Origin of the sequence: Thiobacter sp. AK1, assembly GCF_039822265.1 — a bacterium.
Taxonomy (GTDB): domain Bacteria; phylum Pseudomonadota; class Gammaproteobacteria; order Burkholderiales; family Thiobacteraceae; genus Thiobacter; species Thiobacter aerophilum.
The window spans coordinates 97,619-113,370 of sequence record NZ_JBAJEX010000007.1 but is presented as its reverse complement, the minus strand read 5'-3'; the positions used below and the strand labels follow the sequence as shown (position 1 = coordinate 113,370).

Here is a 15,752-nt window from a genome sequence, read left to right as displayed (position 1 = left end):
ATATGGAGCTGGCAGGCAAAACGGTCTTGGTGTTGGGGTTGGGCGATACCGGCCTGTCTATGGCGCGTTGGCTGGCACGCCGCGGTGCCCGGCTGCGCCTGGCCGACACACGGACCACGCCGCCCCACGCCGAGACGGCTGCCCGTGAGTTTTCGCAGGTACCCATCCACCTGGGGCCCTTGAGCGACGCGACCTTTGCGGGCGTGGACCTGATCGCCATCAGTCCCGGCGTGCCCCTGGCCGAACCCCACGTGGCGCGGGCGCGCGCGGCGGGCATTCCAGTGGTGGGCGACATCGAGCTGTTTGCTCTTTACCGTCCGCGGCAACACACCCGACTCCTCGCCATCACCGGCTCCAATGGCAAAAGCACGGTCACCGAGCTGGTTGGCGTCCTGTGCCGGGAGGCGGGCCTGTCCACCGTGGTGGCGGGAAACATCGGGCTGCCCGTGCTCACTGCGCTCGCCGCCATCGAAGATGGTGAACGGGCGCCCGATGTATTCGTGCTGGAGCTCTCAAGCTTCCAGTTGGAAACCACCGTGCACCTGGATGCCGATGCCGCCAGCGTGCTCAATCTCAGCCAGGATCATCTCGACCGCTATGACAGCATGGCCGACTACGCCGCGGCCAAGGCCCGCATCTTCCAGGGGGAAGGCGTGCAGGTCCTCAATCGCGACGATGCCCATAGCCGCGGCATGGCGCTGCCAGGGCGGCGGGTGGTGACCTTCGGACTGACTCCCCATCCTACCGACTGGGGGCTGGTGCAGGCCGAGGGCGGGGCTTGGCTCGCCAAGGGCGAAAAACGGCTGCTGCCCGTGGCCGAGCTCCCGCTGGCGGGGCTGCACAATGTCGCCAACGCCCTGGCGGCCCTCGCCCTGTGCCAGGCCATCGAGCTTCCCCTACCGCTACTGCTTCACGCCCTGCGTAGCTTCAGGGGGTTGCCCCACCGGGTGGAACGCGTGGCGCAAATCGCTGGAGTCACCTACTACGACGATTCCAAGGGCACCAACGTGGGTGCCACAGTGGCGGCCCTGGAAGGTCTGGGCGTGCCAGTCGTGCTCATTGCCGGCGGCGATGGCAAGGGGCAGGATTTCGCGCCCCTGGCCCCGGCGGTGGCGCGGCATGCGCGCGCGGTGGTGCTCATCGGTCGTGACGCACCCCTCATCGAACGCGCGCTGGCCACCACCCGTGTGCCCCTGCTTTCCGCCGTCGACATGGACGAGGCCGTGCGTCGCGCCCACGCCGCTGCCCGGCCAGGGGACGCGGTGCTACTCTCGCCTGCCTGCGCGAGCTTCGATATGTTCCGCAATTACGAGCATCGCGCCCAAGTGTTCATCGCGGCGGTACGGGCGCTCGCGGCGGAGAGCCAGCCATGATGCTCTACTCTGCCCCCTTCCAGGCCCAGCACGCGAAGCCGGATTACGACCAGGCCCTGCTGTGGACCGTACTCCTCCTGCTCGCCTTCGGCCTGGTGATGGTGTACTCCGCCTCCATCGCCATGGCCGGCGCCAGCCGTTATACCAATCATCAGGAAACCTATTACCTAACGCGTCACGCCTTCTTCGTCCTGTTCGGGCTGGCGTTGGGCTTCGTTGCCTTCCAGTTCCCCACGCGTGCCCTGCAGAAGCTCGCTCCCTGGCTGTTCGTTCTGGGCATCGTGCTGCTTGCGCTGGTGCTGGTGCCGGGCATCGGCCGCGAGGTGAACGGCTCGCGCCGCTGGCTCTCCCTCGTCTTCATCAATCTGCAGCCCTCGGAGCTGATGAAACTGTTCGTGGTGCTCTACGCCGCAGACTACACGGTACGCAAGGCGAGCCATATCGAGAGTTTTACCAAGGGCTTCTTGCCCATGCTTTTGGTGATGCTGTTCATCGGCGCCCTGCTTCTGCGCGAGCCCGACTTCGGCGCCTTTGCCGTGATCATCGCCATCGCCATGGGTATCTTGTTTCTTGGGGGGGTCAACGGCAAGCAGTTCGGGGCGCTGTTGGTGATGCTGGTGATCGGGTTCGTGATCGTCATTTGGAGCTCGCCCTATCGCATGCAGCGCATCATCGGCTTCATGGACCCCTGGGCCGACCCCTTCGGCAAGGGTTATCAGCTCTCCCACGCCCTGATCGCCTTTGGCCGCGGTGAATGGTTCGGCGTCGGGCTGGGTGCCAGCGTGGAGAAACTGCTCTACTTGCCCGAAGCCCACACCGACTTCCTGCTCGCCGTGGTAGCGGAGGAACTGGGCTTTTTGGGCGTGACGGTGGTGGCGACCCTGTTCGCCTTCCTCGTGCTGCGCGCCTTCGCCATCGCGCGTCAGGCCGAGCGCCTGGAGCGCCCCTTCGCGGCCCTGGTGGCCTACGGCATCGGCCTTTGGATCGGTGTCCAGGTGGTGATCAACATGGGCGTGAATGTGGGGTTGCTCCCCACCAAGGGTCTTACGCTTCCCCTGCTTTCCTTCGGCGGTTCGGGTATTGCCGCCAACTGCGCGGCGCTGGGCATTCTGTTGCGCATCGACTGGGAGTCGCGCCAGCTGCTCAAGGGGTATTCGGTATGAGCGGGCGCACCATCCTGATCATGGCCGGCGGCACGGGTGGCCATGTCTATCCAGGGCTGGCCGTGGCCCAGGTACTCATGGGGCGCGGCTGGCGCGCGGTGTGGCTGGGTACCCGCTCGGGGCTGGAAGCGCGCGTCGTCCCCGCCCATGGTATTCCCATGGCCTGGCTCAGTTTCGGCGGCGTTCGCGGCAAAGGCTGGCTGCGCAAGCTGCTTCTGCCGATAGCCTTGCTCGTTGCCTTCTGGCAAAGCGCACGCGCCCTTTTCGCCCATCGGCCCGATGTGGTGCTGGGCATGGGAGGTTATGCGGCCTTCCCGGGCGGACTGATGGCGTCCCTGTTCAACCGACCGCTGGTGATTCACGAGCAGAATTCCGTGGCCGGCCTCACCAACCGCGTGCTCGCCTGCCTCGCCGACCGGGTGCTAGTCGGTTTCCCCGACGCCCTGCGCGGGCCCCGCGATGCGCCCATTCCCTGCCGTCGCGTGGACACGTTCTGGACAGGCAACCCCGTGCGAGCGGAGATCGCCGCGCTGCCCGATCCGGCGGCGCGTTATGGCGGGCGGAATGGACCGCTGCGTCTGCTGGTGGTGGGTGGCAGCCTCGGGGCGCAGGCCCTCAACGAGGTCGTGCCGCGCGCGCTGGCCCAGCTGCCACCCGAGATCCGACCGCAGGTGGTGCACCAGACGGGCGGGCCGCATTTCGCGGCTGTTAAGGCCCGATACCAAGCCGCCGGCGTGCAAGCCGAGATCCTGCCTTTCATCGACGACATGGCTTCCCGTTACGCCGAGGCCGATCTGGTGGTCTGCCGCGCTGGCGCGCTCACCATCGCGGAACTGGCGGCGGCGGGCGTGGCCAGCATCCTCGTGCCCTATCCCCATGCGGTGGACGACCATCAGACCACGAACGCGAAATTCCTGGCCGACGCGGGGGCGGCGCTTTTCGTCCCTCAACCCGATTTGAGCCCGGAAAGATTGGCGCGACTGTTTGGCCAGCTGACACGGCAGCGTCTGGCCGAGATGGCTCTACAGGCGCGCGCCCTGGCCAAGCCGGATGCCGCGCAAGTCGTGGCGCAGGTGTGCATGGAGCTCGCCGCATGAAGCACAAGGTCAAGCGCATCCATTTCGTGGGCATCGGCGGCGCGGGCATGAGTGGCATCGCCGAGGTGATGCTCAACCTAGGCTTCAAGGTGAGTGGCTCGGATTTGGCGGACAGCGCGACCACGCGTCGGCTGGCCAAATTGGGGGCCAAGGTGTTCCGCGGTCATGCCGCCGCCCAGGTGGGCAAGGCGGACGTGGTGGTGATTTCCAGCGCAGTGCGCGAGGACAACCCGGAGGTGCTCGCTGCGCGTGCCCATGGCATCCCGGTGGTGCCGCGTGCCCTGATGCTTGCCGAGTTGATGCGTTTCAAGCAGGGCATTGCCGTCGCCGGCACCCACGGCAAGACCACCACCACCAGCCTGGTGGCGAGCGTGCTGGCCGAAGGCGGACTGGATCCCACCTTCGTCATCGGCGGACGGCTCGAGGCGGCGGGTGCCCATGCCCGCCTGGGGTCGGGCGAGTTCCTGGTGGCGGAAGCGGACGAGTCTGATGCCTCTTTCCTGCACCTGATGCCGGTGATCGCAGTGGTGACCAACATCGACGCGGATCACATGGAAACCTACGGGCACGACTTCGAGCGGCTCAAACAGGCTTTCGTCGATTTTCTGCAGCGCCTGCCCTTCTGGGGCGTGGCCGTGCTGTGCGTGGACGATGCCAACGTGCGCGCCATCCTGCCGCGCATCACCAAGCCCATCGTTACCTACGGCACGAGCGAGGATGCTGATCTACGGGCCACGGCCATCCAGGCAGTGGGAGCGCAGATGCACTTCGACGTGCTGCGCAAAGGACGCCGAAAGCTTTCCATTCGCTTGAACTGCGTGGGCCGGCACAACGTGCTCAATGCGCTGGCCGCCATCGCCGTGGGAAGCGAAGTGGGTGTCCCGGAGCGTGCGATTCAGAAGGGGCTGGAAGAATTCCGCGGCGTCGGGCGCCGCTTCCAGCGGTATGGCGAGATTGCCCTGCCGGGTGGCGAGACCTTCACCCTGATCGACGACTACGGCCATCACCCGGTGGAAATGGCCGCCACCTTGGCGGCCGCGCGTGGGGCCTTTCCGGGCCGGCGTCTAGTGCTCGCCTTCCAGCCCCATCGCTACACGCGCACACGCGACCTGTTCGAGGATTTCGTGCAGGTGCTATCCACGGTGGACGTGCTGCTCATTACCGAAGTCTATCCCGCGGGCGAAGCCCCCATCGTCGCCGCCGACGGCCGCGCGCTGGCACGGGCGGTGCGCGTGCTGGGCCGGGTAGAACCGATTTTCGTGGAAGACGTGAAAGCGTTGCCGGAAGCCATCTGCAACGTGGTGCGACCGGGCGACGTGGTGCTCACCATGGGTGCGGGCTCCATCGGCCAAGTGCCGGCGGCAGTGGCCATGGGTTGTGGCATTTGGGGCGTGCAAGGTGAGGTGTGAGAGGCCGGCTGCTCATCGACGAACCCATGGCACGCCATGTCAGCTGGCGTGCTGGCGGCCGTGCGGCGCGCGCTTACGTGCCAGCGGATCTCGCCGATCTTCGCGCCTTTCTGGCGGCCTTGCCGGCGACGGAACCGGTGCTCTTCGTCGGCCTGGGTTCCAACCTGCTGGTGCGTGATGGCGGCTTCCGGGGAACGGTGATTTTGACGCATGGGGCGCTCAAGGAGGTGAGGATGGACGCAGGGCGGATTTATGCCGAGGCCGGCGTGGCGGCGCCCAAGCTCGCACGCTTCGCGGCGCGCCATGGCTACCAGGGTGCCGAATTCTTGGCCGGCATCCCGGGCACCGTGGGCGGCGCCCTGGCCATGAATGCCGGCTGCTACGGCGCCGAGACCTGGCAGCTCGTCGATGAGGTGCTCACCCTCGATCGTCGCGGCACCCTGCGCCGGCGGAATCCAAACGATTTCGAGATCGGTTACCGCCACGTGGCCTTGCGCGGCGCGCCATCGGGGGCGGCCAGCGAGGAGTGGTTCGTGGCCGCGTGGTTCACGGCGAGGGCAGGAGAGGGCGCGGCCGCACAGCAGCGCATCAAGGCCTTGCTTGAGAAACGCATCGCCACACAGCCACTCAACCTGCCCAATGCCGGGTCGGTGTTCCGTAATCCACCGGGGGATTTCGCCGCGCGTCTGATCGAGGCTTGTGGCCTCAAGGGCCGGCGCATCGGCGGCGCCCAGGTGTCGGGAAAGCACGCCAATTTCATCGTCAACCTGGGTCAAGCCACGGCGGCGGACATCGAAGCCCTGATCGAGCTGGTTCAGGCGACGGTGGCGGGCGAGACGGGTATCACGCTGGAGCCGGAAGTGCGCATCGTCGGGGAAAAAACGTGACCAACAAAGAACACAGGAGCGCGATGCAGCGCCCAGCCGCGGGCAGGGCGCCCGTTGCCCCGGCTTGGCGGGGGAAGGGATTCTTAAGATGACACCAGAACGATTCGGAAAAGTCGCGGTGCTATGCGGTGGGCGTTCGGCCGAGCGCGAGGTTTCCCTGAAGAGCGGCGGCGCCGTACTCGCCGCGCTCAAGGCGCGCGGCGTGGACGCCCACGCCTTTGATCCTCTACAGCGCCCTCTGGCCGAACTCGCAGGCTTTAACCGCGCCTTCATCGCCCTGCACGGACGCTACGGGGAGGATGGCACCATCCAGGGGCTGTTGGAGCTGATGGGCATTCCTTATACCGGCAGCGGAGTGCTCGCCTCGGCGTTGGCCATGGACAAGTGGCGCACCAAGATGATCTGGCAGGCGGCGGGTATTCCCACTCCGCGCTACGCCCTGCTGGACGCGGACAGTGATTTCGATGCGGTGGTGCGCGAGCTGGGATTGCCCCTCATGGTCAAGCCCGCCAGCGAGGGCTCGTCCATCGGCATGAGCAAAGTGGTGCACGCTAGAGATTTGCCTGCCGCCTGGGAGCTCGCCGCGCGCCACGACCGCTTGGTGATCGCCGAGGCCTTCGTCACCGGCGCGGAGTACACCGCGGGCATCCTGGGTGAGCGGGCGCTGCCCCTGATCCGACTGGAGACACCGCGCAGCTTCTACGACTACGACGCCAAGTATCTGGCCAACGATACCCGTTACATCGTGCCCTGTGGCTTGCCACCCGAACGGGAGCAGGCCTTGCAGGCGCTTGCATTGCGTGCCTTCCACATCCTCGGCTGCCGCGGCTGGGGCCGTGCCGATTTCATCGTGGACGAGCAGGGCACACCTTATTTCCTCGAAATGAATACCGCGCCCGGGATGACCGATCACAGCCTGGTACCGATGGCGGCACGTCAGGCCGGACTGTCCTTTGAAGAGCTGGTCCTGCGCATCCTGGAACTGGCCCGGCTGGAGAAGGACGATGTGGCGTAAGCACATCGACAAGGGCGATCTTCAGCGGCGGCCCATGGCCGCGCCGGGATCCAATTTCCTGGTGCTGTCCCAGTGGGATCGTGCCCAGCTCATGTTGTGGCTGGCCAATCTGCTCTATGCCCTGGCAGCCATTCTGCTCGTCTATGCGCTGCTGTTTCTCGTGATCCATTTGCCGGTGTTTCCGTTACGCCATGTCGAGGTGAAGGGCGAGCTGCGCCATGTCACCTACCAACAGGTGAGCTACATCGTCACCCGCGAGTTTAAGGGCAATTTCTTCACCCTCGATCTAGCGCGCATCACCCAGGCCTTTGAGAAGCTGCCCTGGGTACGCCACGCCAGTCTGCGCCGGCAATGGCCGGATCGGCTGGAAGTGACGCTGGAGGAACATGTGGCGCTGGCGCGCTGGGCGGCGGGCGGGCTGGTGAACACACGCGGCGAGGTGTTCCAGGCCGCCTCCGACGAGCCGCTGCCACTGTTTGACGGGCCAGAGGGCGCGGCGCGGGAGATGGTGCAGCACTACGAGGTGTTCCGTAGTGCGCTGGCGCCAGCGGGACTCAAACCGGTGGCGGTGCACCTGAACGCGCGCCGCGCTTGGGAATTGAAACTCGACAACGGGCTGTTGGTGGCCCTGGGGCGGGAGCAGGTGGCGGCGCGCCTTTCGCGTTTCGCCCGGCATTACGCGGCCACCGTGGGACAGCTGTCCCAGGCGGTGGCCTACGTGGATCTGCGCTACCCAAACGGCTTCGCCGTGCGCCTGGGCGCGCCGGCCGGCAAGGTGTGACCGACACGGAACAGACGACAAAGAAGGCACAGGGATGGCCAAAGGGAAAGACCAGAAGAATCTGATCGTGGGACTGGACATCGGCACCTCCAAGGTGGTGGCCCTGGTGGCGGAAGTGCTGCCCGAGGGCCGCTTGGAAGTGGTGGGTCTGGGCGAGGCGCCATCCCGCGGGCTGAAGAAGGGCGTGGTGGTGAACATCGACTCCACCGTGAATTCCATCCAGCGCGCCCTGGAAGATGCCGAGCTGATGGCGGATTGCAAGATCCGCGAGGTCTATGCCGGCATCGCCGGCAGCCACATCAGGAGCATGAACTCGCACGGGATGGTGGCCATCAAGGACAAGGAGGTAACCCAGGCCGATGTGGACCGGGTGATCGAAACCGCGCGCGCGGTGAACATCCCCATGGATCAGCAGATCCTGCACATCCTCACCCAGGAATTCATCATCGATGGCCAAGAGGGTGTGCGCGAACCTCTTGGCATGAGTGGCGTGCGCCTGGAGGCCAAGGTCCACATCGTGACCGGCGCGGTGTCCGCGGCCCAGAACATCATCAAGTGCGTCAAGCGCACCGGACTCGAGGTGCGCGATCTCATCCTGCAGCCCCTGGCATCCAGCATGGCGGTGTTGTCGGAGGACGAAAAGGAACTGGGCGTGTGCCTGCTGGACATCGGCGGTGGTACCAGCGACATCGCCGTGTTTACCCATGGCGCCATCCAACACACCGCGGTGATTCCCATCGCCGGCGACCAGATCACCAACGACATCGCCATGGCCCTGCGCACACCTACCAAGGAAGCCGAGGACTTGAAGCGCGCCCATGGCTGTGCCCTGCGCCAACTGGCCAGCCCCACCGACATGGTGAACGTGCCCAGCGTGGGTGAGCGTGGCGCACGGCAACTGTCGCGCCAGACCCTGGCGGAAGTGATCGAGCCACGCGTGGAAGAACTCTATTCCTTGGTGCAGGCGGAGCTTAGGCGTAGCGGTTTCGAAGACCTGATTTCATCCGGCATCGTGCTCACCGGCGGTTCCAGTCTGATCGAGGGCATGGTGGAACTGGGTGAGGAAGTGTTCCACATGCCGGTGCGTCTGGGTCTGCCCCAGTACGTCGGCGGGCTCCAGGAGGTGGTGCGCAATCCACGCTACGCCACCGGGGTGGGCCTGTTGCTGGCTGGTCTCGAGCAATACCAGCGGCACCAGCTCGCGCGGCTCAAAAGCTCGTCGCTGCAACAGATTTTCGAACGCATGAAGGCGTGGTTCCAGGGCTTTTGAAACAAGGGAAGGGGATGGCGATGAAGAAACGATGTCGGCCGCCGTGAGACTGCGAGGCTAAGGATTCCAGTGTCTTGTCCAGGCTAACGTTATGAGGAGGTAAACATGTTTGAGATTCTCGATAGTCAATCCCAGGATGCAGTCATCAAGGTCATCGGCGTGGGCGGCTGCGGCGGCAACGCCGTGGACCACATGATCGAAAGCGGCCTCACCGGCGTGGAATTCATCGCCGCCAACACCGACGCCCAGGCCCTAGCCAAGAGTCGCGCCAGCTCCAAGCTGCAGATTGGTGCCTCCATCACTAAGGGACTGGGGGCCGGAGCCAATCCCGAGATCGGCCGCGAGGCCGCACTGGAGGACCGGGAAGCCATCGCCGAGGCGATCGACGGTGCCGACATGCTGTTCATCACCGCGGGCATGGGCGGGGGCACCGGCACCGGTGCCGCGCCGGTTGTGGCGGAAGTGGCCAAGGAACTGGGCATCCTCACCGTGGCTGTGGTGACCAAGCCCTTCATGTTCGAGGGCCGGCGCCTGAAGATCGCGCAAGCCGGCATCGAGGCCCTGGCCCACAACGTGGACTCGCTGATCATCATTCCCAACGAAAAGCTGATGCAAGTGCTGGGCGATGACGTCTCGGTGCTGGACGCCTTCCGTTCTGCCAATGACGTGCTGCACGGGGCGGTGGCCGGCATTGCCGAGGTGATCAGCTCGCCGGGCCTGGTGAACGTGGACTTCGCGGACGTGCGCACGGTGATGAGCGAGATGGGCATGGCCATGATGGGTTCGGCGCGCGCCCAGGGCAGCCAGCGTGCACGGCTGGCCGCCGAGCAGGCGGTCAAGAGCCCGCTTTTGGAAGACGTCAACCTGCATGGGGCGCGCGGCGTTCTGGTCAACATCACCGCCAATCAGTCGCTGAAGATGAAGGAGATCCACGAGGTTATGAACACCATCCGCGAGTTCACCGCGGAGGACGCGACCGTCATCTTCGGCGCGGTGTTCGACGAAAACATGGCGGAGGATCTGCGCGTGACGGTGGTCGCCACCGGCCTTGGCATGCCTTCGGTGGCCAAGCAGCCCAAGCCCCAGATCCAAGTGGTGCGCACCGGCACCGATCCCGTTCCCTCGCCCATGGCGGCGGACGTGGTGGATTACGGTGCGCTGGATCAGCCGGCGGTGCTGCGCCGGCGCCGCGATGCGACGGTAGAAGCCATGAAGGCGAGTGGGGTGGACTTGCTCGACATCCCCGCCTTCCTGCGCAAGCAGGCGGATTGAGGACTGGGGCAAGAAAAACACCGCTCCGGCGGCCTGGGCCGGAGCGGTCATGCTAGAATGTTGTGCTTTTTTCCAGGCTCTACGCCACGGGAAGCGGCTGTGCTCAAGCAACGTACCCTCAAGACCCTGATCCGCGCCACCGGCGTCGGTTTGCACACTGGCCGCAAGGTACAGATGACCTTGCGTCCTGCCTCTGCAGACACCGGCATTGTCTTTCGCCGCGTGGATCTGCCGGCGGCGCCCGAGATCAAGGCCGATCCCTTTCTGGTGAGCGATACCCGCTTGTGTTCCGCCCTGGAAGCCGGCGGCGCCAAGGTGATGACGGTGGAGCACCTGATGGCCGCCTTCGCGGGACTCGGCATCGACAACGTCTACGTGGAGCTGGATGCCGCGGAAGTGCCGATCATGGATGGATCCGCCGGCCCCTTCGTATTCCTCATCCAATCGGCCGGCATCGAGGAGCAGAACAGCCCCAAGACCTTCATCCGGGTGCTGAAAACGGTGGAGGTGCAGGAGGGTGACAAGTGGGTGCGGCTTGCGCCCTACAATGGCTTTCGCGTCACCTTGAGCGTGGATTTCGCCCACCCCGTGTTCGAAGAAGGACGGCAGGTGACGGTGGATTTCGCCGCCACCTCGTTCGTGCGGGAAGTGGCCCGCGCGCGCACCTTCGGCTTCATGCACGAGGTGGAAGCCCTGCGCAGCAACGGCCTGGCCCTGGGTGGAAGCCTGGACAACGCGGTGGTGATGGATGAGTTCCGCGTGCTCAATGCCGAGGGGCTGCGCTACGACGACGAGCTGGTGAAACACAAGGTGCTGGATGCCATCGGCGATCTCTATCTCCTCGGCCATCCCCTCATCGGCGCCTTCACCGGCCATAAGTCTGGCCATGCTCTCAACAACCGGATCTGCCGGGCCCTGGCGGCCGACGCCAGCGCCTGGGAATATGTGCGCTTCGCCCGCGAACAGGAAGCGCCCCCCGCCTTCCAGCGCCTGGCCGCCCAGTTGGCCTGAGGGCCGCAAGGCCCATGTTCCTGCTGCGCCTTTATCTCATCCTCGCCGGCCTCGCGCTCGGCGGTGCCCTGCTGATGGGCCTGGTTTCGCGCGATCCGCGCTGGTTTCGCTTCGCCTGGCAGCTCCTCAAATTCTCCCTAGTGCTACTGGTGGTGGTGCTCGGTCTCATCGCCTTGAGCCGAGTCATCCTGCGCTAACGCCTGACCTTGGTGGCGCAGCAGGCTGGTGAGTGCCTGCTTAAGCGGAGACGGGGCCAATTTCCGTTCCAGGGCCGCGATTTCGGCCAGCCCGGCGGCTGGGATAGGGGGCTTCCTGGCTTGCCGCCGGCGCTCCCTCGACGGGCTCGTCACTTGCACTTTGACCTGGATTGCAGTAACGTCGTGGCCCCGCTGACGAAAACTCGACAGGAGGCGGGGCAGCTGCGCCTTCAGCTTCGCGGCGGCTGCGCCGTTATCGGCATATAGGGTCAGGATCCCGTCCTTCACCGGGGTGACCCGTGAAAACCGCGCCAGCCCCGGCGGCGCGATCGCTTCCCAATCCTGTTGCAGGGTCATGAGCCGTTTCGCCTCGCGGGTGAGACGGCCAAGACCAGATATCGGCTCGGTAAGAAAGCCGGAGAGCTTGCGCGTCATCTGCTTTCACGGTCCAGTGCCGCTTTGCTGCGGACGGTCGTGCCCGAAATGGAGGATGCGTCTATGAACATCATAATCGTATCGGACCGGCTGGCGCGTAGCCGCACCATCTGCCTGGGGCGCCGCGACATGACACTGTTGGTCGCGGTAGTCTTAGGCGGCATGGTGTTGTTTGCCTTCCTGTTTTCCTATCTTATCTTGTTCCATCTGGGGGACGTGCGCATTCCTTTCGTGCAGCATCTGATTCTCTCCGCGCACCAGGCGGAAGCAGAAAAGAACCGCCTCTATCTTCAGCAAAGCCTCAACGCCATGGCGATCAAGGTGGGTGAGATGCAGGCCCAGATGCTGCGCCTGGATGCCCTGGGCGAGCGGCTGGCGCGCATGGCGGGGGTGCGCCAGGAGGAATTCCAGTTCGACCGCAAGCCCGGCCAAGGGGGTAATCCTTCCAGCCTGCCCGCGCATCCCGTGTCCCTGGGCGAGTTCGCCGCGGAGATCGAGAAACTCTCGCGGCAGTTGGACGACCGGGCGGAGCGCCTGGCCGTGATGGAATCGGCTCTGAGCCGGGAACGGGTGCGCCAAAGCGCATTGCCTAGCGCGCCGCCCGTCCCTGGCGGCTTTTTCACTTCCAATTTTGGTTGGCGTATCGACCCCTTCACCGGCCTGCGTGCGCTGCACGAGGGCGTGGATTTCATGGCGCCGATAGGCGCGCCCATCCTGGCCGCGGCGGGTGGCATCGTCGTGTATTCGGATTACCATCCCGGCTATGGTAATATGATTGAGATCGATCACGGCAACGGGCTCGTCAGCCGGTACGCCCACGCTTCGAAGCGTCTGGTCAAGGAAGGCGACGTGGTGTTGCGCGGTCAAAAGATCGGCGAGGTCGGCAATACCGGCCGCTCCACCGGACCCCATCTCCACTTTGAAGTCCTCAATCGCGGCGTGCCGCAGAACCCAACCCGTTATCTGCAGCCAGCAGGCTGAGTCTTTTCGTTTGCAGGCGGCCTTCGCTGAGGTGCAGCCGGAATCCGGCTGCACCTCGTTTCACATTCGGGCACGAGAACTCACACCATGATCTCTGGTTTGCTGAAAAAAATCTTCGGCAGTCGCAACGAGCGGCTGATTAAGCAATACACCCAGGTCGTGCGCCGCATCAACGAACTAGAGCCGAAGATGCAGGCCCTGTCCGACCAGGAGCTGGCGGGCAAGACCGTGGAATTCAAGCAACGCCTGGCCAATGGCGAGTCCCTGGACGACCTGCTGCCGGAGGCCTTCGCCGTGGTGCGCGAGGCCGGCAAACGCGTGCTCAACATGCGCCACTTCGATGTCCAGCTCATTGGCGGCATGGTGCTGCACCAGAACAAGATCGCCGAGATGCGCACCGGCGAGGGTAAAACCCTGGTCGCCACCCTGCCGGCCTATCTCAATGCCCTCGCGGGCAAGGGCGTGCACATCGTCACCGTCAACGACTACCTGGCCCAGCGCGATGCGGAATGGATGGGGCGCATCCACCGCTTCCTCGGCCTTTCCGTCGGCGTCAACCTGTCCCAGACGGACCACGCGGCGAAACAGGCTGCCTATGCCGCCGACATCACCTACGGCACCAACAACGAGTTCGGCTTCGACTATCTGCGTGACAACATGGTGTACAGCCCGAGCGATCGGGTACAGCGGGGGCTTCATTACGCCATCGTGGATGAGGTGGACTCCATCCTGATCGACGAGGCGCGCACGCCTCTCATCATTTCCGGCCAGGCTGATGACAACACCGAACTGTACCTGCGCGTCAACGCTCTAGTACCCCGCCTGATCAAGCAGGAAGAGGAAAATGGGCCGGGTGATTACAGTGTCGATCTCAAGGCTCACCAAGTGATCCTCACCGAGGAAGGGCACGAGAAGGCGGAGCGTCTACTCGGCGAGGCGGGGCTGCTGCCACCGGGTACTAGCCTGTACGAGCCCGCCAACATCGCTCTGATGCACCACCTCTACGCGGCGCTGCGGGCGCATGCCCTCTATCACCGGGACCAGCACTATGTGGTGCAGAACAACGAAGTCATCATCGTTGATGAATTCACCGGTCGACTGATGCCGGGTCGGCGCTGGTCCGATGGCTTGCATCAGGCGGTGGAAGCCAAGGAAGGCGTGCCCATCCAGAAAGAAAACCAGACACTGGCCTCCATCACCTTCCAGAACTATTTCCGCATGTACGAGAAGCTTGCTGGCATGACCGGCACGGCGGATACCGAGGCCTACGAGTTCGAGCAGATCTACGGCCTGGAAACGGTGGTGATTCCCACGCATCGGCCCATGATCCGCAAGGATTATCTGGATCTCGTCTACCGGACGGCGGCGGAGAAATACCGCGCCGTGATTGCCGACATCCGCGACTGTCACACTCGCGGTCAGCCGGTGCTGGTTGGGACGACCTCTATCGAAATCAACGAGTATCTCTCCGGGCTGCTCAAGAAGGAAAAACTGCCGCACCAGGTGCTCAACGCCAAGCACCACGCGCGCGAGGCGCAAATCGTCGCTCAGGCAGGCAAGCCTGGCATGATCACCATCGCCACCAACATGGCGGGCCGCGGTACCGACATCGTGCTGGGTGGCAACCCGCAGCCCGAGATCGACGCCGTCATCAATGACGACACTCTCACCGAGGCGCAGAAGGAAGAGCGCATCAACGCCATCCGTGCCGAATGGCAGAAGCAGCACGACTTCGTGATCGAGCAGGGTGGGCTGCACATCATCGGCACCGAGCGCCACGAGTCGCGCCGGGTGGACAACCAGTTGCGCGGACGTGCGGGCCGACAGGGCGATCCGGGCTCCAGCCGCTTCTACCTGTCTTTGGAAGATCCCTTGCTCAAGATCTTCGCCTCCGACCGGGTCGCGGCCATCATGCAGCGGCTCAATATGCCGGAAGGCGAAGCCATCGAACATCCCTGGGTGACGCGCGCCATCGAGAACGCCCAGCGCAAGGTGGAGGCGCGCAACTTCGACATTCGCAAGCAGCTACTCGAATACGACGACGTCGCCAACGACCAGCGCAAGGTCATCTACGAACAGCGCAACGCCTTGCTCGAAGCCGAGGATGTCTCGGACACCATCCGCGCCATGCGCGAGGACGTGCTGCGCAGCATCTTCTACCAGCACCTGCCGCCTGAAAGCGTGGAGGAACAGTGGGACGTCGCTGGGTTGGAGAAGGTCCTCAAGGCCGAGTTCACCCTCGATGTGCCCGCGCAGCGCTGGCTTAACGAAGACAGCGCACTCGACGCGGAGGGCCTGCTCGCCCGCATCCTGGAGGCAGCCGAGGCCCATTACCAGGCCAAGGTAGATGCGGTGGGCCGCGAGGCCATGCATCACTTCGAGCGCGGCATCCTGCTGCAGAGTCTGGACACCCACTGGCGCGAGCATCTCGCGGCGCTGGATCATCTGCGCCAGGGCATCCATTTGCGTTCCTACGCCCAGAAACAGCCGAAGCAGGAATACAAGCGCGAAGCGTTCGAACTCTTCTCCTACATGCTCGATACCATCAAGCACGAGGTCACCCGCATCACCCTCTCGGTGCAGATTCGCAGCGCCGAGGAAGTGCAGGTGGTGGACAGTCATGCCGAGCCGGCCAATGTCCAGTATCACCACGCCGATTATGACGAGGTGCTGGGCCAGGCAGGTCAGGCGGCGGCGACCGCAACCGCCCCCTTCGTGCGCGCCGGTGAAAAGATCGGTCGCAACGACCCTTGTCCCTGCGGCTCCGGCAAGAAGTACAAACACTGCCACGGTCGGCTGACCTGAACGCTCTAGCGGCGATTTCCTCCAGGAGCTGACCGCACCTCGGGTCGCGCCCACGG

14 protein-coding genes are annotated in these 15,752 nt (G+C 64.7%); 13 read left to right on the top strand and 1 reads right to left on the bottom strand.

Going from position 1 to position 15,752, the window contains the following annotated elements:
* The first annotated feature begins 2 nt into the window (after positions 1-2).
* The 11 genes from murD to V6E02_RS09635 all read left to right on the top strand — a co-directional run bounded on the left by murD (position 3) and on the right by V6E02_RS09635 (position 11,475).
* Positions 3-1,373, top strand: coding sequence for a UDP-N-acetylmuramoyl-L-alanine--D-glutamate ligase (gene murD, locus V6E02_RS09685; protein ID WP_347308590.1), 1,371 nt, complete (start codon positions 3-5; stop codon positions 1,371-1,373).
* Positions 1,373-2,536 (top strand): putative lipid II flippase FtsW, encoded by a 1,164-nt coding sequence (ftsW, locus tag V6E02_RS09680; RefSeq protein WP_430626797.1) that lies wholly within the window; start codon positions 1,373-1,375, stop codon positions 2,534-2,536. The genes murD and ftsW overlap by 1 nt, the downstream gene beginning before the upstream one ends.
* The gene (gene murG, locus V6E02_RS09675) at positions 2,533-3,633 is read left to right on the top strand and encodes an undecaprenyldiphospho-muramoylpentapeptide beta-N-acetylglucosaminyltransferase (protein WP_347308588.1); all 1,101 of its coding nucleotides are present in this window, start codon (positions 2,533-2,535) and stop codon (positions 3,631-3,633) included. Before ftsW ends, murG begins: the two co-directional genes overlap by 4 nt.
* Complete coding sequence (gene murC / locus V6E02_RS09670) at positions 3,630-5,042, top strand: UDP-N-acetylmuramate--L-alanine ligase (RefSeq protein WP_347308587.1); 1,413 nt, start codon at positions 3,630-3,632, stop codon at positions 5,040-5,042. Before murG ends, murC begins: the two co-directional genes overlap by 4 nt.
* Positions 5,039-5,929 (top strand): UDP-N-acetylmuramate dehydrogenase, encoded by an 891-nt coding sequence (murB, locus tag V6E02_RS09665; protein WP_347308586.1) that lies wholly within the window; start codon positions 5,039-5,041, stop codon positions 5,927-5,929. The genes murC and murB overlap by 4 nt, the downstream gene beginning before the upstream one ends.
* Positions 5,930-6,017: 88 nt before the next feature.
* Entirely contained in the window at positions 6,018-6,944 is a 927-nt protein-coding gene (locus tag V6E02_RS09660; protein ID WP_347308585.1) for a D-alanine--D-alanine ligase, read from the top strand.
* Positions 6,934-7,725, top strand: coding sequence for a cell division protein FtsQ/DivIB (locus V6E02_RS09655; protein ID WP_347308584.1), 792 nt, complete (start codon positions 6,934-6,936; stop codon positions 7,723-7,725). Before V6E02_RS09660 ends, V6E02_RS09655 begins: the two co-directional genes overlap by 11 nt.
* 34 nt (positions 7,726-7,759) lie before the next feature.
* Positions 7,760-8,995 carry a cell division protein FtsA gene (gene ftsA / locus V6E02_RS09650; RefSeq protein WP_347308583.1) on the top strand — a complete coding sequence of 412 codons (1,236 nt, stop codon included), beginning with the start codon at positions 7,760-7,762 and terminating at the stop codon, positions 8,993-8,995.
* A gap of 105 nt (positions 8,996-9,100) precedes the next feature.
* Entirely contained in the window at positions 9,101-10,267 is a 1,167-nt protein-coding gene (gene ftsZ, locus V6E02_RS09645) for a cell division protein FtsZ (RefSeq protein WP_347308582.1), read from the top strand.
* 99 nt (positions 10,268-10,366) lie between these two features.
* Entirely contained in the window at positions 10,367-11,278 is a 912-nt protein-coding gene (lpxC, locus tag V6E02_RS09640; RefSeq protein ID WP_347308581.1) for a UDP-3-O-acyl-N-acetylglucosamine deacetylase, read from the top strand.
* Between the two features lie 14 nt (positions 11,279-11,292).
* Positions 11,293-11,475: a hypothetical protein gene (locus V6E02_RS09635; RefSeq protein ID WP_347308580.1), complete on the top strand. Its 183-nt coding sequence runs from the start codon at positions 11,293-11,295 to the stop codon at positions 11,473-11,475.
* Here V6E02_RS09635 and V6E02_RS09630 read toward each other — a convergent pair.
* On the bottom strand, positions 11,422-11,910 hold the full coding sequence (locus V6E02_RS09630) for a DciA family protein (protein WP_347308579.1): 489 nt from the start codon (positions 11,908-11,910) through the stop codon (positions 11,422-11,424). The two genes, V6E02_RS09635 and V6E02_RS09630, sit on opposite strands and share 54 nt — an antisense overlap.
* A 63-nt stretch (positions 11,911-11,973) precedes the next feature.
* On the opposite strand from V6E02_RS09630, the gene V6E02_RS09625 reads away from it, so the two are divergent.
* Complete coding sequence (locus V6E02_RS09625) at positions 11,974-12,891, top strand: M23 family metallopeptidase (RefSeq protein WP_347308578.1); 918 nt, start codon at positions 11,974-11,976, stop codon at positions 12,889-12,891.
* 87 nt (positions 12,892-12,978) lie between these two features.
* The gene (secA, locus tag V6E02_RS09620) at positions 12,979-15,696 is read left to right on the top strand and encodes a preprotein translocase subunit SecA (protein WP_347308577.1); all 2,718 of its coding nucleotides are present in this window, start codon (positions 12,979-12,981) and stop codon (positions 15,694-15,696) included.
* Positions 15,697-15,752 lie beyond the last annotated feature (56 nt).